This is a genomic window from Xanthobacter pollutisoli (genome assembly GCF_040044995.1).
Lineage (GTDB): Bacteria > Pseudomonadota > Alphaproteobacteria > Rhizobiales > Xanthobacteraceae > Xanthobacter.
In genome coordinates this window covers 101,597-118,660 of record NZ_JBDZDP010000011.1, presented here as the reverse complement: position 1 = coordinate 118,660, position 17,064 = coordinate 101,597, and the positions used below count along the sequence as shown (strand labels likewise).

Genomic DNA, 17,064 nt, shown 5'->3' with positions numbered 1-17,064 from the left:
CGGGGCGCAGGGCTCGCCTGCGCCCCGCGGGGGCCAGATCGCGGTACTGCACGCCTCAGCCGGAACAGCTCACGCCTGCATCGCGGGCGTCAGCGTCAGGACGCGGGCGTCAGATGCTGGACCAATATGCCTCGCAGCCGACAGGGGCCTTGGCAGCGGCGGCACCGTGGCGGCGCTTCAGCTCGCCGCAGGCGTAGGCCCGCGCATCGGCCGGCAGGCGGGAATTGATGGCGGTACCGATCTCGTCATAGGGCTGGCCGGAGGCATAGACGTAATAGGCCCAGTAGCCGCCCACCACCAGGAGGAGGACAAGCAAGATGCGGATGATGCCCATGGCGCGATCCTTTCAGGGTGTGACCCGGTTCACCGCCACAACGCCCCGCTCGCGCTGAAAGTTCATCCGCATCGCGCGCCCTCACCCCGCCCGCTTCAGCACGCTCACGAAGAAGCCGTCGGTGCCCGTGCGCCGCGGGGTCATCAGCAGGCCTTCGCGGCTGGTGAGGGCCGCCTCGGCGAGCGGGCCGCCCGAGGCACCGAGGGCGAGCACGTTCTCGCTGGGGGGCACCGGGTGGAAATCCTCGCGCTTGTTCAGCAGGGCGCGCACCTGGGCGCCGTTCTCCTCGTCCAGCAGCGAGCAGGTGACATAGGCAAGGCGGCCGCCGGGGCGCACGTAGTGGGCGGCATCCTCCAGGATCTTCGCCTGCTCGGCGGTGCGCTGGGCGAGCGCGCCGGGGCGCACCCGCCACTTGGCGTCCGGATTGCGCCGCCAGGTGCCGGTGCCGGTGCAGGGGGCATCCACCAGCACCAGGTCCATCTTGCCCTCGAGGTCGGCGAGGACATGCTCGGCGCCGCGCGGGCTCCTGACCTGCACGTTGCGCACCCCGGCGCGGGCGATGCGCTCGTGCAGCGGCTTCAGGCGGCGGATGTCGCTGTCATAGGCGTAGATCTGGCCCTTGTTGTCCATCAGCGCGGCGAATTCCAGGGTCTTGCCGCCGGCGCCGGCGCACAAATCGAGCACCTGGGTGCCGGGCAGGGGCCGGGCAAGGATGGCGGCGATCTGCGATCCTTCGTCCTGGACCTCGACCTCGCCGCGCAGGAATGCGGGCTCGGAGGAGACCGGCGGGGCCTTGCCCTCGGCGTCGAGCACTATGCGCAGGGCGAGAGGCGAGAAGCGACCGGGGGAGGGATCGAGATGGGCGAGTTCGGCCTTCACCGCCTCCGCCTCGCCCTTCAGCGTGTTGACCCTGAGATCGAGGGGCGCGCGCGCTGCCAGTGCCGCCCCTTCCGCCACCACGTCCTCGCCGAAGACGTGGCGCAGCGAGGCGTGGAGCCACTGGGGATAGTCGCCGCGCACGAAGGGTGGCGCGCCACCCAGCGTCGGATCGGCGAGGCGGGCCCGCTCGGCCTCGCTCAGTGGCGCGGGGGCGAAGCGGGAGCCGTCGGCGAGGGCGGCGATGGCCTCCACCCCAAGGCCGCGCATGACGGCGAGCATGCCCAGCACCAATGCGCGCGGCTCCTCGCCGCCCATCACATGGGCGCTGGAGGCGCGCCGGCGCAGCGTGTCGTAGACGAGGCCGGCGATGGCCGCGCGATCGCCAGATCCGGCGAAGCGGTGGGCGAGGCCCCAATCCTTCAGCGCGTCGGCGGCGGGTCGCCGGCGCGCGGCGAGGTCGGCGAGTACCTCGATGGCGGCGGATATGCGGGCGGCAGGGGTCATCGCGGATGGTTCACCGGCAGGATGTCAGGGCCGGGCCGGAGCAGGGGCGAGGCCCTCGCTCTCCAGCTGGCGGGCGAAGAGGTCGAGGGCGTGGGCGAGCTTCTCGTCGATGACGTGGAGATATTCCGTCCAGTCGCCGAAGCCGGTCAGTTCGGCCTTGCCGTCGCTGATGCCGCGCAGGCCGATCATGTCGAGGCCGTGGCGGCGGGCGGCCCGCAGCACCGCGAAGGTTTCCATGTCCACCATGTCCTCGGCGATGGCGTCATAGGCTGCGCCCGAGATGATGGCGCCGCCGGTGGAAAGCGTCGCCTCCGGCACGCCCCGGATGCGGTGGGGCAGCTCCACCACCGCCGGCTCGTCGAGAAAGGGAGTCCGGCCGCGCTCGAAGCCCAGCGCCGAGGCGTCCATGTCGCGATAGGCGACGTGGGTCGCCTGATAGACCTCGGCATGGTCCAGCCGGCGCGAGCCGGCCGAGCCGAGGGTGACGACGAAGTGCGGCCGGCGACCCTGGTGCTCGAGCAGCGCCAGCGCGCGCGCCGTCTCCACCGCGGCTTCCACCGGCCCGACGCCGGTGATGAGGGGGTCGATGCGGGCCTTCAGATGCGGCCCGTACTCCTGGCTGGTCGCCATGACGAAGAGGACATCGTGGCCGCCGAAGGCGAGCACATGGCGGGCGGGGTCGGTCATCGCAATATCCAGTGGGCGCCCGCCGCGGGCGGGTCCCGGTGCGCAAAGACCAACTCCTCGGCTGGCCGGGCCCGCCTGTCAACCGCCCCGCTCAGATGGCGAGGAGGACGGCGAAGGCAAACAGCACCCACATGAGCGCCAGAACGGCGAGGCTCGCGAGATCCACGCTGACGCGGGCGCGGGCCCGGGCCGACAGCAACTGAGGGAAGGCGGCGGCGCACCGCAGGAGTACGAAGATCCAGGCCAGCACCACGAAGGCCACGTCCGCCTTGCGGGTGAACAGGGCGAGCGCGGTCAGGGTGTAGAACAGCACAGCGGCAAGGCCAGCCCGGAGGCCGTCGGCCGTCACCTCCGGTGAGCGCACGGCGCGCAGCAGCACGGCGAGCACCAGGGCGACGTGCACGAAGAGGGGAAGCAGGATCATCTGTACCGTCATGAAAGCCTCCGAGGGCGGACGGAACGGAAGGATCTTGCGCCCCGAAACCGTCGTGAAAAGCTCGACCATAAGCGGAACCGCGACGGGAGCTTATCGTTCCCTCCGGCGGGCCGCAGACACGGGCTGAACCCATGCCCAAAGCGAGGCGAGGCCATGACGCAGAGTGAAGTCTCGGTCGGCGAATTGCGCCGTCAGGTGGAGGCGGGGCGGGCGCCGCGTCCGTTCTTCACCAGGGTGTCGCAGGCGGTGTCGCGCTATGCGGGCAAGCCCGCCACCTTCATCAGCGCGGTCGCGGTGATCATCATCTGGGGGCTGACAGGGCCGCTCTTCGGCTTCAACGACACCTGGCAGCTCATCATCAACACCTCCACCACCATCGTCACCTTCCTGATGGTGTTCCTGATCCAGAACAGCCAGAATCGCGACACCGCGGCGCTGCAGATCAAGCTCGACGAACTGATCTCCCGCCTCGATGGCCCGCGCGAATCCCTGCTGGATCTGGAAGATCTCGACGAGGAGGTGCTGGAGCGGTTGCGCCTCGAATATGCGCTGCTGGCGGACAAGGCGCGCGAGCGCGGCGATCTCGGCAGCGGGCCGCGGTCCGGCGCGGATGGGACGCAGGCCGGCTCGGACGCCCCCACCGCCGGGTAGATCTCAGGCGTCTGTCGCGTCGGCAACGGGCGCGACGGCGAAGGCCTCGGGGGCCTGGCCGGCGCGCATGCGGGCCACCATGGTCGCGTAGGCCTGCTCCAGATGGCGCGTGTAGCGCGCCACGTCGAACAGGGGCGTGCCGGGCAGGGCGGCGGCGAGCCGCGCGCGGACGGCGGCCAGCCGATCCGGCTCGCGGGCGAGGGCAGTGGCGGTGGCCTCGAAGGCGGCGGCGTCCTGCGTCACCAGATCGTCCAGCTTCACCTGCCGCAGCAGGCTCGCCGCGACGCGCGAGGCGAAGGAGCGGCCCGACCGTGTCACCACCGGCAGCCCCATGCGCAGAGCGTCGCTCGCCGTGGTGTGGGCGGTGTAGGGGAAGGTGTCGATGAAGAGGTCGGCATGGAGCAGCCGGGCGAGGTGGTCGCCGAGCGGCACCTGCGGCGCGAACACGAGTCGCGCCGGATCAAGGCCGCGGCGCTCCGCCTCCCGCCGCAGGGTGTCGGCCCCGCCGCCGCGCCCCTCATACATCCACAGCACCGAGCCGGGGACCGCCGAGACGATGCGCGCGAAGCTGGAGAAAACCGCCGGATCAAGCTTCGACGCGGAATTGAAGCAGGCGAAGACGAAGGCATCATCCGGCAGGCCGAAGGCGGCGCGGCCCGGCGTCGCGCCCACCGGCAGCTCCGGGTCGTTGGGCTGGTAGCAGTCGGGGAGGTGGACGATCTTCTCGCTGTAGTGGGCCGCCTCGGAGAAGGGCAGCACCACCGGGTCGGCGATCACATAATCGAAGAAGGGCGCCCCGCTGGTGCCGGGATAGCCGAGGAAGCCCACCTGCACCGGCGCCGGTCGGTGGGCGAAGATCTCCATGCGCTCGCCCTGGGTGTGGCCCATGAGGTCGACCAGCACGTCGATGCCGAGCTGCGCCACCTCCTGCGCGATCTCCTGTGCCGACGCCGTGCGGCGATCGAGGAAGCGGTCGACCGCGCCTGCCATCCGGGCGCGCTCCGGCGAGCCGTCGTCGGGACCGATGGAAATGGCGGTGACCTCGAATCGCGCGCGGTCGTGCCCCTCAAGAAGCGCGGCGATGAGATGGGTGGTGGGGTGGATGCGGAAGTCGGCGGAGACATAGGCGACACGGATCGGGCCTTCGCGGCCCCGCCGTGGGGCCGGAGAGAGCGGGCGCGCCACCATCTTCTCCGCCTCCACCGTGCGGCGGGCGCAGGCGAGATGCAGGGCCGGATCGTCCACCGACTGAAGCAGCAGCATGGGCAGCGTCGGCGCGCTCTGGCCAAGCGCGCCGCGCTTCAGATTGTCCACCAGCCGGTCGTGGTCGCGCCAGTCCCAGGCGGCGCGGCGGGCGGGGAAGAGCAGGTTGGCCGCGAGGGGCAAGGCCGGGTCGAGGGCGAAGGCCTGGGCCATGGCCTCCAGCGCCTCGGCCTCGCGGCGGGCGGCGCCATAGGCGAGGGCGAGGTTGTAGACGATCTTCGGATCGCCCGGCTTGCGCCGCGCCGCCTTCAGATACAGCTCGATGGCCTCGGCCTCCCGGCCCTGGCGGGCGCGCACGACACCGAGGAGGTGGATCACGTCGGCCTGGTCGGGCGCCACCTTCAGGATCTTGCGATAGGCCCGCGCCGCTTCTTCATACTGTCCGCGCAGCTGGTGCTGGTAGCCGTCGTTGAGCAGGCTCGCCAGCGCGGGCGTCAGCGGGGCGGGGGGTCTTTGGGGCGGCGGCTTCGGCGCGGACATGGGCGGGGCGGATCAAGCCTCGGGAAAGGGAGCGGCGCGCGCGCTTCCGATGCGGAAGACGCGGCGCCCGGCCGGCGGCTGCTCTAGCATGCGGGCGCCGATGGCGATAGGCAAAGCGGACGCGCCCGTCCAGGGCGCCCAGACTGCCGGCCCGACCCCCCGTGAGCCTGACGCGCTGACGCTACTGGAGGACTTCCCATGCCGCTTTACGCCCTCGACGGCATCGAGCCGGAGCTGCCCGCCTCCGGCAACTATTGGATCGCGCCCGACGCGGTGGTCATCGGCCGGGTGACCCTCAAGGAGGGGGCGAGCATCTGGTTCGGCGCCGTCCTGCGGGGCGACAACGAGCCGATCGTGGTGGGGGAGGGGACCAACATCCAGGAAAACTGCGTGCTCCACACCGATCCCGGCTTCCCCCTCACTCTCGGCAGCCACGTCACCGTCGGCCATATGGCCACGCTGCACGGCTGCACGGTGGGCGACGAGGCGCTGATCGGCATGGGGGCGACCGTGCTCAACGGCGCGGTCATCGCCGCCCATTCCCTCGTGGGCTCGAAGGCGCTGGTGACCGAGGGCAAGAGTTTCGAGCCTTATTCCCTCATCGTCGGCGCGCCGGCCAAGGTGGCGCGGCAGATCGACGAGGCCACGGCGCTGCGCCTGAAGGGCACGGCCGAGCACTACCAGCGCAATTACCAGCGCTACGCCCGCGGGCTGAAGCGCATCGACTGAGGGTGGTGCCAGGCGGCGCAGGGACGGGCCCGGCGCAAAACGAACGGGCCGGAACCGCGGCGTCGGTTCCGGCCCGTTCTCGTCCCGTCCCGGCGCGCCGGCGGGGCGATGGGATCAGCGCCCGGTGCCCACCACCGGGGGCACCCGGGTCTCGCCGAGGGACACCCACTGGGAGGGGTCGGCCTGGGACTGACGCTTGACGAAGCGGTAGCCCGTGTCCTTCCAGGCGTGGATTTCGGCTTCCTGATTGTCGAGAATCAGGTCGCCCTTGTCGGTGATGACGGTCAGGACAGCGTGGCCGTCGCCGTCGCGATCACGAACTACCGTGATGAGGAGAACCGAAGCGGGCCATCCGGCGTTAACCAACCGGCGGCGCTTTTCGAGGACGTAGTCTTCGCAGTCGCCCCGCCCGTCTTCGGGGTAGGTCCAGCGTTCGGTCTCGCCGAAATGGTCGAGATCGGTCTCGGGTTGGATCAGTTCGTTGACGGTGCGGTTGACGCGTTCGAGTTCGCTCCTGCGCGCCGGATCCAGCGTCATGGTGGCAACCATGGGGCCGGAATAGTCGCACTCTTCCACATGTGCGCTGCAGAAGCGCACGAAGCCCGAAGGGGCAGTGGTGGCGCGGCCGTCGGCGAGATGGCGGGGGGCGAAGGCGGCGACGAGGTTGGCGAAACGGGTCTGCGCGCGGGTGTCCTGCGCCGCAGCGGGAGATGCTGCGCCCGCGACGGCGAGCAGCATGGCGAGAGCCATGTGGATGCTGAGGGGCGAGGCGCACTTTGACATCGCGGGCCGTCCAGGCGGGTTAACGAAGGAATAATGCCTCATGACGGCCGCCTTTGCGCCGTCAACCTTCGATTAACCTTAACTGCTAGGTCGCATAATACCTCCCTAATTTGCGATGTTTTGCCGCTGTTGCGCGGATGTCACCCCTCCGTCACGCCATGCTGCACCGCCGAAGTTTGCCGACAAGCGCCGCCTGTGTTAGTGACTGACGAGTCAGTCATAAAGGCGAGGGCGCATGCAGGGCGCGGAGGATGGTGCGGATCCGGAGCACGGCGCAGCGGGCGGCGAGGGCGCGCCCCACCGCCGCCGGCGTGCCCGGCCGAAGGACAAGGGGGAGCGCCGGCGCGAGATTCTCGCGGCCGCGCTTGCCGTGTTCGCCGCCCGCGGCTTCGCCGGCTCCCGCCTTGAGGACGTGGCCCGCCGGGCCGGCGTCGCCAAGGGCACGCTCTATCTCTACTTCGCCGACAAGGAGGCGCTGTTCCGCGGCCTGATCGAGGACAACATCAGCCCGGTCCTGGAAGACGCCGACGGGCTGATCGCCCTGTTTCCGGGGACGACTCGGGAACTGCTCGATCTGCTGATGGAACTGCTCGCCCAGCGCATCCTGGAAGGGCCCGCGCAGGCCCTCGTCCGGCTGATGATCGCCGAGGGGCCCCGCTTTCCGGAACTCGCCGCCTATTACCATCGCGCCGTGGTGACGCGTGGCATCGCGCTGATCCGGCTGGTGGTGGAGCGCGGCCTTTCGCGCGGCGAGATCACCAGCGACCTTGCTGCGCGCTTCCCCCAGCTTGTCATTGCGCCGGCCATCGTGGCGGTCGTCTGGAACAGCATGTTCGGCGCCACCGACCCGCTGGACGTGCGCCAATTGCTCGCCGCGCACCGCGATCTGCTGCTGCGCGGCCTTGGATGGAGAGAGACGTGAACGCCCGCTTCCTGGTGATCGCCGCCCTCACGGCCATCGGCATCTGCGGCTGCAGCGGCGCCGGAGGATCCGGCGGCTATTCGGGCTACGTGGAGGGCGACCTCGTCTTCGTCGGTCCCACCGAGCCGGGGCGCGTGAAGGAACTGCTTGTGGACGAGGGCGCCGTGGTGAAGGCCGGGCAGGTGCTGGCCAAGGTGGAGGACGACCTCCAGCTTGCCGACCGCGATGCGGCCGCCGCCCAGCTGAAGGAGGCGGAGGCGCGCCTCGCCGATGCCCGCGCACCGCTCCAGCGCCCCGAGGAAATCGCCGTGCTCGAGGCGTCCGAGCGCCGGGCGGCCTCCGCCCTCGATCTGTCGCGCATTGAGCTGGACCGCCAGAAGTCGCTCGTGCCCAAGGGGGCTTCCTCGCAGGCCAATCTGGACTCCGCCCAGCACCAGTACGACCAGAACCAGGCCGCCCTCGACGAGGCGCGCCGCCGAATCGCCGCCGCGCGCATCGCCGCCCGCACCCAAAGCATCGATGCGGCCGAGCAGTCGGTCCTCGCGGCGCGCGCCAACCTTGCTGCGGCGCAGGTGCGGCTCGATCGCCGCACGGTGATGGCGCCCGCCGACGGGCCGGTGCAGACGGTCTATTTCCGGCCCGGCGAGCTGGTGCCGGAAGGCCGGCCCATCGTTTCCCTCCTGCCGCCCAACCTGGTGAAGGTGCGCTTTTTCGTGCCGGAGGCGCAATTGCCGGCGGTGACGTCCGGAGCGGCCGTCACCGTGACCTGCGACGGCTGTACGCCCTTCACTGCCAAGGTCTCCTTCATCTCCGCCCAGGCGGAATATACCCCGCCGGTGATCTACAGCCGGGAGGAGCGCTCCAAGCTCGTCTATCTGGTGGAGGCCCGACCGCAGGACCCGGCGAAGGCCCGGCCGGGCCAGCCGGTCAACGTCACCCTGGGGGCTGCGCCGTGAACGACGCCGCGGTCGTGCCGGCCGGCGACCCGCCCAAAGCCGGGCCGGATGTGGTCATCGAGGTGGAGGGGCTCTCCAAGAGCTTCGGCGGCCGGCGGGTGGTGGACAATCTCTCCATGCGCGTGATGCGCGGGCAGATCTACGGCTTTCTTGGCCCCAACGGATCGGGCAAGACCACCACCATCCGCATGCTGTGCGGGCTGCTGACGCCCGACGCGGGGCGCGGCACCTGCCTCGGCATGGACATTCTCACCGAGTCCCGCCGCATCCGCGAGCACGTGGGCTACATGACGCAGCGCTTCTCGCTCTATCAGGATCTCTCGGTGCGGGAGAATCTGGAGTTCGTGGCGCGGCTCTACGGCGTTGCGGCGCCGGAGCAGGCCGCGGGCGAGGCGCTGAAGCGGCTCGGGCTGGAAGGCCGCGGCAAGCAGCTTGCCGGCGCGCTGTCCGGCGGGTGGAAGCAGCGCCTCGCGCTCGGCGCCTGCATCCTGCCGGGGCCGGATCTCCTGCTCTTGGACGAGCCCACCGCCGGCGTGGACCCGCAGGCGCGGCGCGAGTTCTGGGAGCAGATCCACGATCTCGCCGCCGAGGGCCTCACCGTCCTCGTCTCCACCCATTACATGGACGAGGCCGAGCGCTGCCACGAGATCGCGTACATCGCCTATGGCAAGCTCCTGGCGCAAGGCACCGTGCAGAGCGTGATCGCCCAGGCCGGCCTTACCACCGTGACGGTGGAGGTCACGGGGGGCGCGGGGCAGGAAAGCGGGCGCCTCGCGCGCGACGTCGCGCGCGATCTGTCCCAGCGGCCGGGGGTGGACATGGTGGCGCCCTTCGGCACCGCCTTGCACATATCGGGGCGCGACCCGGAGGCGCTGGAGTCGGCGCTCGCGCCCTTCCGCGCCGACACGCGCCTCGCCTTCCGCGCCGATGCGCCCACGCTGGAGGATGTGTTCATCGACCTGATGCGCCGATCCAAGGATGACATGCGATGAGCGCGCGTGCCAACCGCGGCGGGTTCTTCACCCGCGTCGGCGCGATGATCGTGAAGGAGTTCATCCAGCTCCGTCGCGACCGGGTGACGTTCGCCACCATGATCATGATCCCGCTGCTTCAGCTCATCCTATTCGGCTACGCCATCAACACCACGCCGCGCCATCTGCCCACCGCCGTCTTCACCCACGAGAACAACGACGTCAGCCGGGCGATCCTTGCCGCCCTGCGCAACACCGCCTTCTTCGGCTTCGTGCGCGAGGTCTCCAGCGCCGAGGAGGCGGAGCACATGATCCGTTCCGGCGAGGTGCTGTTCTTTGTCGAGATACCGGCCGGCTTCGAGCGCGCCCTGCGGCGCGGCGACGGCCCGCAATTGCTGGTCGCGGCCGATGCCACCGATCCGGTCGGCTCGGCCAATGCCCTCGCGGCCCTCGCGGGCGTCGTCAATTCCGCCCTCACCCGCGAGCGGTTCGTGGACGAGCCGGGCAGCGCGGCATTCGAGATCGTGCAACACCGGCGCTACAACCCGGCCGGCACGAGCCAGCTCAACATCGTGCCCGGCCTGCTCGGCACAATCCTCACCATGACCATGCTGATCTTCACCGCGCTCTCGGTGACCCGCGAGATCGAGCGCGGGACCATGGAGAGCCTGCTCTCCATGCCGATCCATCCGGTGGAGATCATGCTGGGCAAGATCACGCCCTACGTGCTGGTGGGCATCCTCCAGGCGGTGCTCATCATGGGCGCCGGGATGATCCTGTTCGGGGTGCCGCTGGAGGGCAGCCCGCTGCTTCTGGTGGTGGCGACGCTGCTGTTCATCGTGGTGAACCTCTCCATCGGCTACACCTTCTCCACCCTGGCGCAGAACCAGCTCCAGGCGGTGCAGATGTCCTTCATGTTCTTCCTGCCCTCCATCCTCCTGTCGGGCTTCATGTTTCCCTTCTCGGGCATGCCGCTGTGGGCGCAGTGGATCGGCGAAGGGCTGCCGCTCACCCACTATCTGCGCATGGTGCGCGGCATCCTGCTGAAGGGCTCCGCCTTCTCCGACCTGACGGTGGACGCGGCCGCCCTGGTGGCGTTGATGGTGGTGGCCATGGGCATCGCCGTGGCGAGATTTCGTCAAACCCTGGACTGAACCGGGCCGCGCCCGTTCCCGCCAAGTGCTGCGCATGGCTTTGCGTTGCCGGGAGCTCAAGCGGGGCGGGACATTAGCGTACATCTGACGCACGTGCCGAGTTGTCGCGCCGTCGCGGCATGATGAGCCGCGTCGTCTCGAAGCAGATTGACGCCGGCTATTCCTTCCCCATTGCGGCGGCGGGTCGCAGCGCGCTTCGACCACGCGCTCTCACGCAGTCTTGACCTGTATCAAGGTAAAAACGGGTTTCCGGCGCATGGTGCCGGAAGGCTCCGCAGGTGCTGTTTCCACGCCCTCCGGCGCAAGGGGTTCTGCAATGTCAACAATCCAAGATCCGATCCGGGCGCCGGCCAAGTCCTGGCGGTTCGGCGAAGCCGGGCTGCTCGCGACCTTCGCCGCCTTCGCCTTTTTCTCCATTATCGTGGCGGCGAAGGCCTACACGCCGGAATTTGCCTTCCACGCATACCTCTTCGCGGCGGCCAGCATCGCCTCGGTGTTCGCCATCGGCAACCGCTACATGAACCGCCCGGCGGGCGCGGTGCCGCAGTTCATCGACGGCAAGCCCAACTACAACATGGACGTGGTGAAGTTCTGCACCATCGCCGCCGTGGTGTGGGGTATCGCCGGCTTCCTGGTGGGCGTGATCGCGGCGCTCCAGCTGGCCTTTCCGGTCTTCAATTTCGACCTGCCCTGGATCTCCTTCGGCCGGCTGCGGCCGCTGCACACCTCGGCGGTGATCTTCGCCTTCGGCGGCAACGTGCTGATCGCCACCTCCTTCTACGTGGTGCAGCGCACCTCGCGCGCCCGCCTCGCCGGCGATCTCGCCCCGTGGTTCGTGGCGCTGGGCTACAATTTCTTCATCGTCATCGCGGGCACGGGCTATCTGCTCGGCATCAGCCAGGGCAAGGAATACGCCGAGCCGGAATGGTATTCGGACCTGTTCCTGACGGCGGTGTGGGTCACCTACCTGTTGGTGTTCCTGATCACCGTGCTGAAGCGGACCGAGCCGCACATCTATGTGGCGAACTGGTTCTATCTCGCCTTCATCATCACCATCGCGGTGCTGCACCTCGGCAACAACGCCACCATCCCGATCTCGGTGTTCTCGCCCAAGTCCTACATTCTGTGGTCGGGCGTGCAGGATGCCATGTTCCAGTGGTGGTACGGGCACAATGCGGTGGGCTTCTTCCTGACCGCGGGCTTCCTCGCCCTGATGTACTACTTCATCCCCAAGCGCGCCGAGCGGCCGGTCTACTCCTACCGGCTGTCCATCGTGCACTTCTGGGCGCTGATCTTCATCTACATCTGGGCCGGCCCGCACCATCTGCACTACACCGCGCTGCCGGACTGGGCGCAGACGCTGGGCATGACCTTCTCGATCATCCTGTGGATGCCCTCGTGGGGCGGCATGATCAACGGCCTGATGACGCTCTCGGGCGCGTGGGACAAGCTGCGGACCGATCCCGTCATCCGCATGATGGTGGTGGCCGTGGCCTTCTACGGCATGTCCACCTTCGAGGGACCGATGATGTCGGTGAAGGCGGTGAACTCGCTCAGCCACTACACCGAATGGACCATCGGCCACGTGCATTCCGGCGCGCTCGGCTGGGTCGCCTACATCTCCTTCGGCGCCATCTACTGCCTCGTGCCGTGGCTGTGGAACAAGCGCGAGATGTATTCGGTGAAGGCCATCTCCTGGCACTTCTGGGTCTCCACCCTCGGCATCGTGCTCTACATCTCCTCCATGTGGGTGGCGGGCATCCTGCAGGGGTTGATGTGGCGGGCCTACACGGCGCTGGGCTTCCTCGAATACTCCTTCATCGAGACGGTCGAGGCCATGCACCCGCTGTACGTCATCCGTGCGCTGGGCGGCATCCTCTTCCTCGCAGGGGCCCTCATCATGGCCTGGAACATCTGGAAGACCATCACCATGACCGAATCCGCGGCCGAGCAGACGCTCGCCCTGCAGCCGGCCGAGTGAGGAGGATCCCATGGCGACGCAAGGAACCTCCATCTGGTCCAAGCACCAGATCTTCGAGAAGCACTCCTACTGGCTGATGCTGGGCATCCTGGTGATGATCTCGGTGGGCGGCCTCGTGGAGATCGCGCCCCTCTTCTACCTGAAGAGCACCATCGAGACGGTGGAGGGCATGCGCCCCTACACGCCGCTGGAGCTCGCCGGGCGCAACATCTACGTCCGCGAGGGCTGCTACAACTGCCACTCGCAGATGATCCGCCCGCTGCGTGACGAGGTGGAGCGCTACGGCCACTACTCGCTGGCCGCCGAGAGCATGTACGACCGCCCGTTCCAGTGGGGCTCCAAGCGCACCGGTCCCGACCTTGCCCGCGTCGGCGGCAAGTATTCGGACCTGTGGCAGGTGGAGCACCTCAACAACCCGCGCGCGGTGGTGCCGGCCTCCATCATGCCGAGCTACCCCTGGCTGGCGAAGACCCGGCTCAACGCCAAGCACGTGGCCGAGGACATGAAGGTGCAGCAGATCCTCGGCGTGCCCTACAGCGACGAGATGATCGCCAAGGCTCAGGACGACCTGCGCACCCAGGCCACCATCGACGGCGCCGACGTGGACGGCCTGCTGAAGCGCTATCCCAAGGCGCAGGCCCGGGACTACGACGCCAACCCCGGCGAGCTGACCGAGGCGGACGCCCTCATCGCCTATCTGCAGATGCTGGGCACGCTGGTGGACTTCAAGCTCTACGACAACCAGGCGAACGTGAGGTGAGCCATGCAGGACACCTACCTCGGCCTCGCGGCCTTTGCCCAGACGTGGGGCCTCGTGCTCTTCGTCCTCGCCTTCCTGCTGGTGGTTGCCTACGCCTTCTGGCCCTCCAAACGGAGGAAGAAGGAGTTCGACGACGCCGCCAATATCCCGCTCAAAGAGGATTGATCCCGTGAGCACGACACACGATACCCAACACGGGAAGGTGGACAGCGCCACCGGCGTCTCCACCACCGGGCATGAATGGGACGGCATTTCCGAGCTCAACAATCCGCTGCCGCGCTGGTGGCTGTGGGTGTGGTACGCCACCATCGTGTGGGCGGTGGGCTACTGGATCCTCTTCCCCGCCTGGCCGCTGATCTCCTCCGCGACCCCGGGTCTGCTCGGCTGGCATTCGCGCGCCGCGGTGGCGGTGCAGATCGCCGACCTCCAGGCCCTGCGTGCCGAGAGCGCGGCGAAGCTCGCCAACGCCTCGCTCGAGCAGATCGAGCAGACGCCGGCGCTGCTGTCCCTCGCCCGGGCCCAGGGGCGGGTGGCCTTCGCCGACAATTGCGCCCCGTGCCACGGCGCGGGCGGCGGCGGCGCCACCGGCTTCCCCAACCTCAATGACGACGACTGGCTGTGGGGCGGCTCGCTGGAGCAGATCCAGCAGACCATCCAGCACGGCATCCGCTCCAGCGATCCGGACACGCGCCAGGGCAACATGCCGGCCTTCGGCAAGGACGGCATCCTCCAGCGGGCCGAGATCTCGGCGGCGGCGGACTATGTGCGCACCCTGGCCGGCCTCGCCAAGCCAGGCGCCGACTTCGACAAGGGCAAGGAAGTCTACGCCTCCAACTGCGCCGCCTGCCATGGCGACGACGGCAAGGGCAACCAGGAGATGGGCGCGCCCAACCTCACCGACGGCATCTGGCTCTATGGCTCGGACAAGGGGACCATCGAGTACGGCATCGTCAACGGCCGCGGCAACGTGATGCCCCAGTGGAACGCGCGCCTCGACCCGACCACCATCAAGGCGCTCACCGTCTACGTCCACTCGCTGGGCGGCGGCCGCTGAGGCCAGTCCCGGCCCGGACGGACCGGGGCCGGATCCAGGGGGGGGCGGCGTCGCCGGACACGGATGGCACCGCAGGGGAGAGAGCCAAAAGGTCGCGCGGCGGAACGCCAGCGCGACCTTTCGCCTTCGTGGCGCACGAAACATTCTAGCTTATGAATGTTCTGGCGCCGGGAGCGGGACGCCCCGCTCCGGACGATCGCCACCTTGGGGCGCGGTCCGATCAGATCTGGATCAATGTGATCTTCGGATCGTCCTCTAACATGACGCCACAGACCGCATCGCCCGGTCCGGCCGCTCCGCGCGCCGACCGGCACGCGCTCTGAGGGGCGGGCCCCGACTGGACTGCCGATCCGCGTTCGATCGGCGAACCTTGGCCGAGAAAAATGACTGCGCTGCCCACCAAATCTCAGCACAAGCCCGCCGCGGCCGTGGCGGGCGTTTCCGCCGCCGCCTTGAGCGACGAAGACATCCCGCTCTATGAGGCGCGCCGGCAGATCTATCCGCAGAGCGTTCACGGCCGGTTCCGGCAGATCAAGTGGATCGTGCTCGCTGTCACCCTCGGCATCTATTATCTGCTGCCCTTCATCCGCTGGGACCGCGGCCCCGATGCCCCGAGCCAGGCGGTGCTCATCGACTTCCCCAACCGGCGATTCTATTTCTTCTTCCTCGAGATCTGGCCGCAGGAATTCTATTACGTCGCCGGCCTGCTGATCCTTGCCGCGCTCATCCTGTTCCTGATGAATGCGGTGGCGGGGCGCGTGTGGTGTGGCTACCTCTGTCCCCAGACCGTGTGGACCGACCTCTACATGGCGGTGGAGCGCATGATCGAGGGCGACCGCCGCGAGCGCATGCGCGCCGACGCCGCGCCCTGGTCCATGGAGAAGTTCGCCCACAAGACGCTGAAGCATTCGGTGTGGCTGCTGATCGCTTGGTGGACCGGCGGCGCGTGGGTGCTCTATTTCGCCGATGCCCCGACGCTGGTGGTGCAGCTCGCCACCTTCCAGGCGCCCGCTGTGGCCTACATGTCCATCGCCGTGCTCACCTTCACCACCTATACCCTCGCCGGCCACATGCGCGAGCAGGTGTGCACCTACATGTGCCCGTGGCCGCGCATCCAGGCCGCGCTCACCGACGAATACGCCCTCAACGTCACCTATCTCTATGACCGGGGCGAGCCCCGCGGCTCCGTGAAGAAGGCGGCGGTGCTGCGTGAGAAGGGCCTGCCTGCCGGCGACTGCATCGACTGCGACCAGTGCGTCGCCGTGTGCCCCACCGGGGTCGACATCCGCAAGGGCCTGCAGCTGCCGTGCATCCAGTGCGGCCTGTGCATCGACGCCTGCAACACGGTGATGCAGAAGGTGGGCCGGCCCGGCAACCTCATCACCTATGACAGCGAGGCGAGCCTGGAGGCGCGGCTTGCCGGCAAGCCCTTCGTGCAGCGCATCGTGCGGCCCCGCACCATCCTGTATGCGGGGCTGATCGTTCTGGTCAGCGGCCTGATGCTGACCGCGCTGCTCGGCCGCGCCACAGAGGGTGTGGCCGCCATCCACGACCGCAATCCCCTCTTCGTGCGGTTGTCCGACGGAGCGCTGCGCAATGCCTACACGCTGCGCCTCACCAACAAGAAGCTGGAGGAGCGCAGCTTCATCCTCTCCATCGAGGGCGTGCCCGGCGGCCAGCTGGAAGTCATCGGCGACAATGCCGACGGCCTCGTGGTGGGGCCGGACCAGACCCGCGAGATCCGCGTGCTCGTCACCACCCACGACAAGCTCGCGCCTTCGGCCTCGCTGCCCCTCACTTTCCGCCTCCGCGACAAGGCCTCCGGCCTCACCGCGGCGGTCACCGACCATTTCATCGGCCCATGAGCGGCCGCGATCCGAGACGGAGTGATCCCATGGCCCCAGCTGCTGCCCCGGCTGCCCCCGATTCGGCCTCTCCCGAGGCCGGCCGCCGCCCGCTCACCGGACGGGCGGTGCTCGCCATGCTGCTCGCCTTCTTCGGCGTGGTGATCGGAGTCAACGTCATCATGGCCCGCTTTGCGGTGTCCACCTTCGCCGGGGTGGAGACCGAAAGCTCCTACAAGGCGGGCCTCGCCTTCACCGCCGAGCACGAGGCGGCGGAACGCCAGGCCGCCCGCCACTGGAAGGTGGACGTAAGCCTGGATTCCACCAATGCCGGCGGGCGCGAGGTGCTGGTGAAGGTGCGCGACGCCTCGGGAACGCCCCTCACCGGCCTCGTCGCCGACGGGCGCCTCGCCCATCCCACCGATGCGCGGCGGGACGTGGATCTCGATCTGGAGCCGCTCGGCGACGGGCGCTATCGCGCGCGGGCGGCGGCGGCGCCGGGCCAGTGGGACCTGGTGATTGATTTTGCGCAAGGCGGGGAGCGCATGTTCCGGTCCAAGAATCGGGTGCAGCTTCCGTAAGCCGCTTGAGACGGGCGACGGGTTTCACCGGCGTTCCGAGGCGGCATCGAGACTGCCGGGCGGCGACCGTCCAGTGCCGTCCGCGCCTTGAGTAC

18 protein-coding genes are annotated in these 17,064 nt (G+C 68.9%); 12 read left to right on the top strand and 6 right to left on the bottom strand.

Annotated elements, in window-relative coordinates; all coding sequences use genetic code 11:
- Nucleotides 1-109: 109 nt before the first annotated feature.
- From ABLE93_RS19070 to ABLE93_RS19055, 4 genes are all read right to left on the bottom strand, one after another.
- Nucleotides 110-334, bottom strand: a complete 225-nt coding sequence (locus ABLE93_RS19070) for a hypothetical protein (RefSeq protein WP_348841444.1) — start codon at nt 332-334, stop codon at nt 110-112.
- Nucleotides 335-415: 81 nt separating this feature from the next.
- Nucleotides 416-1,717, bottom strand: a complete 1,302-nt coding sequence (locus tag ABLE93_RS19065; RefSeq protein WP_348841443.1) for an RsmB/NOP family class I SAM-dependent RNA methyltransferase — start codon at nt 1,715-1,717, stop codon at nt 416-418.
- Between the two features lie 24 nt (nt 1,718-1,741).
- Nucleotides 1,742-2,404: a 5'-methylthioadenosine/S-adenosylhomocysteine nucleosidase gene (locus ABLE93_RS19060; protein ID WP_348841442.1), complete on the bottom strand. Its 663-nt coding sequence runs from the start codon at nt 2,402-2,404 to the stop codon at nt 1,742-1,744.
- Nucleotides 2,405-2,495: 91 nt separating this feature from the next.
- A complete protein-coding gene (locus ABLE93_RS19055; protein ID WP_348841441.1) occupies nt 2,496-2,840 on the bottom strand; it encodes a hypothetical protein in 345 nt (114 codons plus the stop codon).
- 153 nt (nt 2,841-2,993) lie between these two features.
- Here ABLE93_RS19055 and ABLE93_RS19050 point away from each other — a divergent pair, with 153 nt between their 5' ends.
- On the top strand, nt 2,994-3,491 hold the full coding sequence (locus ABLE93_RS19050; RefSeq protein ID WP_348841440.1) for a low affinity iron permease family protein: 498 nt from the start codon (nt 2,994-2,996) through the stop codon (nt 3,489-3,491).
- A 3-nt stretch (nt 3,492-3,494) separates the two neighbouring features.
- On the opposite strand, the gene ABLE93_RS19045 is transcribed toward ABLE93_RS19050, so the two are convergent.
- Nucleotides 3,495-5,234, bottom strand: a complete 1,740-nt coding sequence (locus ABLE93_RS19045; protein ID WP_348841439.1) for an O-linked N-acetylglucosamine transferase, SPINDLY family protein — start codon at nt 5,232-5,234, stop codon at nt 3,495-3,497.
- Between the two features lie 198 nt (nt 5,235-5,432).
- Between ABLE93_RS19045 and ABLE93_RS19040 the strand changes: the two genes are divergently transcribed.
- A complete protein-coding gene (locus ABLE93_RS19040; protein WP_348841438.1) occupies nt 5,433-5,963 on the top strand; it encodes a gamma carbonic anhydrase family protein in 531 nt (176 codons plus the stop codon).
- Between the two features lie 114 nt (nt 5,964-6,077).
- On the opposite strand, the gene ABLE93_RS19035 is transcribed toward ABLE93_RS19040, so the two are convergent.
- On the bottom strand, nt 6,078-6,746 hold the full coding sequence (locus ABLE93_RS19035; protein WP_348841437.1) for a transglutaminase-like cysteine peptidase: 669 nt from the start codon (nt 6,744-6,746) through the stop codon (nt 6,078-6,080).
- A gap of 235 nt (nt 6,747-6,981) precedes the next feature.
- Here ABLE93_RS19035 and ABLE93_RS19030 point away from each other — a divergent pair, with 235 nt between their 5' ends.
- From ABLE93_RS19030 to ABLE93_RS18985, 10 genes are all read left to right on the top strand, one after another.
- On the top strand, nt 6,982-7,668 hold the full coding sequence (locus tag ABLE93_RS19030; RefSeq protein WP_348841436.1) for a TetR/AcrR family transcriptional regulator: 687 nt from the start codon (nt 6,982-6,984) through the stop codon (nt 7,666-7,668).
- On the top strand, nt 7,665-8,624 hold the full coding sequence (locus ABLE93_RS19025) for an HlyD family secretion protein (RefSeq protein ID WP_348841435.1): 960 nt from the start codon (nt 7,665-7,667) through the stop codon (nt 8,622-8,624). The genes ABLE93_RS19030 and ABLE93_RS19025 overlap by 4 nt, the downstream gene beginning before the upstream one ends.
- Nucleotides 8,621-9,616: an ABC transporter ATP-binding protein gene (locus ABLE93_RS19020; RefSeq protein ID WP_348841434.1), complete on the top strand. Its 996-nt coding sequence runs from the start codon at nt 8,621-8,623 to the stop codon at nt 9,614-9,616. The genes ABLE93_RS19025 and ABLE93_RS19020 overlap by 4 nt, the downstream gene beginning before the upstream one ends.
- Nucleotides 9,613-10,749, top strand: coding sequence for an ABC transporter permease (locus tag ABLE93_RS19015; RefSeq protein ID WP_348841433.1), 1,137 nt, complete (start codon nt 9,613-9,615; stop codon nt 10,747-10,749). The genes ABLE93_RS19020 and ABLE93_RS19015 overlap by 4 nt, the downstream gene beginning before the upstream one ends.
- Nucleotides 10,750-11,065: 316 nt before the next feature.
- Entirely contained in the window at nt 11,066-12,730 is a 1,665-nt protein-coding gene (gene ccoN / locus ABLE93_RS19010; protein ID WP_348841432.1) for a cytochrome-c oxidase, cbb3-type subunit I, read from the top strand.
- Between the two features lie 10 nt (nt 12,731-12,740).
- Entirely contained in the window at nt 12,741-13,490 is a 750-nt protein-coding gene (gene ccoO / locus ABLE93_RS19005) for a cytochrome-c oxidase, cbb3-type subunit II (RefSeq protein ID WP_348841431.1), read from the top strand.
- Between the two features lie 3 nt (nt 13,491-13,493).
- Nucleotides 13,494-13,655 (top strand): cbb3-type cytochrome c oxidase subunit 3, encoded by a 162-nt coding sequence (locus tag ABLE93_RS19000; RefSeq protein WP_348841430.1) that lies wholly within the window; start codon nt 13,494-13,496, stop codon nt 13,653-13,655.
- A gap of 4 nt (nt 13,656-13,659) precedes the next feature.
- Nucleotides 13,660-14,544 carry a cytochrome-c oxidase, cbb3-type subunit III gene (gene ccoP, locus ABLE93_RS18995; RefSeq protein ID WP_348841429.1) on the top strand — a complete coding sequence of 295 codons (885 nt, stop codon included), beginning with the start codon at nt 13,660-13,662 and terminating at the stop codon, nt 14,542-14,544.
- 383 nt (nt 14,545-14,927) lie between these two features.
- The gene (ccoG, locus tag ABLE93_RS18990; RefSeq protein WP_348841428.1) at nt 14,928-16,409 is read left to right on the top strand and encodes a cytochrome c oxidase accessory protein CcoG; all 1,482 of its coding nucleotides are present in this window, start codon (nt 14,928-14,930) and stop codon (nt 16,407-16,409) included.
- A gap of 29 nt (nt 16,410-16,438) precedes the next feature.
- Nucleotides 16,439-16,969: a FixH family protein gene (locus ABLE93_RS18985; RefSeq protein WP_348841427.1), complete on the top strand. Its 531-nt coding sequence runs from the start codon at nt 16,439-16,441 to the stop codon at nt 16,967-16,969.
- The last annotated feature ends 95 nt before the right edge of the window (nt 16,970-17,064 follow it).

Bases quoted from the DNA above. Each gene is read 5' to 3' on its own strand.
- ABLE93_RS19000 (WP_348841430.1), top strand. From the start codon at position 13,494: ATGCAGGACACCTACCTCGGCCTCGCGGCCTTTGCCCAGACGTGGGGC.
- ABLE93_RS19050 (WP_348841440.1), top strand. From the start codon at position 2,994: ATGACGCAGAGTGAAGTCTCGGTCGGCGAATTGCGCCGTCAGGTGGAG.
- ccoG (WP_348841428.1), top strand. From the start codon at position 14,928: ATGACTGCGCTGCCCACCAAATCTCAGCACAAGCCCGCCGCGGCCGTG.
- ABLE93_RS19040 (WP_348841438.1), top strand. From the start codon at position 5,433: ATGCCGCTTTACGCCCTCGACGGCATCGAGCCGGAGCTGCCCGCCTCC.
- ABLE93_RS19030 (WP_348841436.1), top strand. From the start codon at position 6,982: ATGCAGGGCGCGGAGGATGGTGCGGATCCGGAGCACGGCGCAGCGGGC.
- ABLE93_RS19065 (WP_348841443.1), bottom strand. From the start codon at position 1,717: ATGACCCCTGCCGCCCGCATATCCGCCGCCATCGAGGTACTCGCCGAC.
- ABLE93_RS18985 (WP_348841427.1), top strand. From the start codon at position 16,439: ATGGCCCCAGCTGCTGCCCCGGCTGCCCCCGATTCGGCCTCTCCCGAG.
- ABLE93_RS19015 (WP_348841433.1), top strand. From the start codon at position 9,613: ATGAGCGCGCGTGCCAACCGCGGCGGGTTCTTCACCCGCGTCGGCGCG.
- ABLE93_RS19035 (WP_348841437.1), bottom strand. From the start codon at position 6,746: ATGTCAAAGTGCGCCTCGCCCCTCAGCATCCACATGGCTCTCGCCATG.
- ccoN (WP_348841432.1), top strand. From the start codon at position 11,066: ATGTCAACAATCCAAGATCCGATCCGGGCGCCGGCCAAGTCCTGGCGG.
- ABLE93_RS19060 (WP_348841442.1), bottom strand. From the start codon at position 2,404: ATGACCGACCCCGCCCGCCATGTGCTCGCCTTCGGCGGCCACGATGTC.
- ccoO (WP_348841431.1), top strand. From the start codon at position 12,741: ATGGCGACGCAAGGAACCTCCATCTGGTCCAAGCACCAGATCTTCGAG.
- ABLE93_RS19045 (WP_348841439.1), bottom strand. From the start codon at position 5,234: ATGTCCGCGCCGAAGCCGCCGCCCCAAAGACCCCCCGCCCCGCTGACG.
- ABLE93_RS19070 (WP_348841444.1), bottom strand. From the start codon at position 334: ATGGGCATCATCCGCATCTTGCTTGTCCTCCTCCTGGTGGTGGGCGGC.
- ABLE93_RS19055 (WP_348841441.1), bottom strand. From the start codon at position 2,840: ATGACGGTACAGATGATCCTGCTTCCCCTCTTCGTGCACGTCGCCCTG.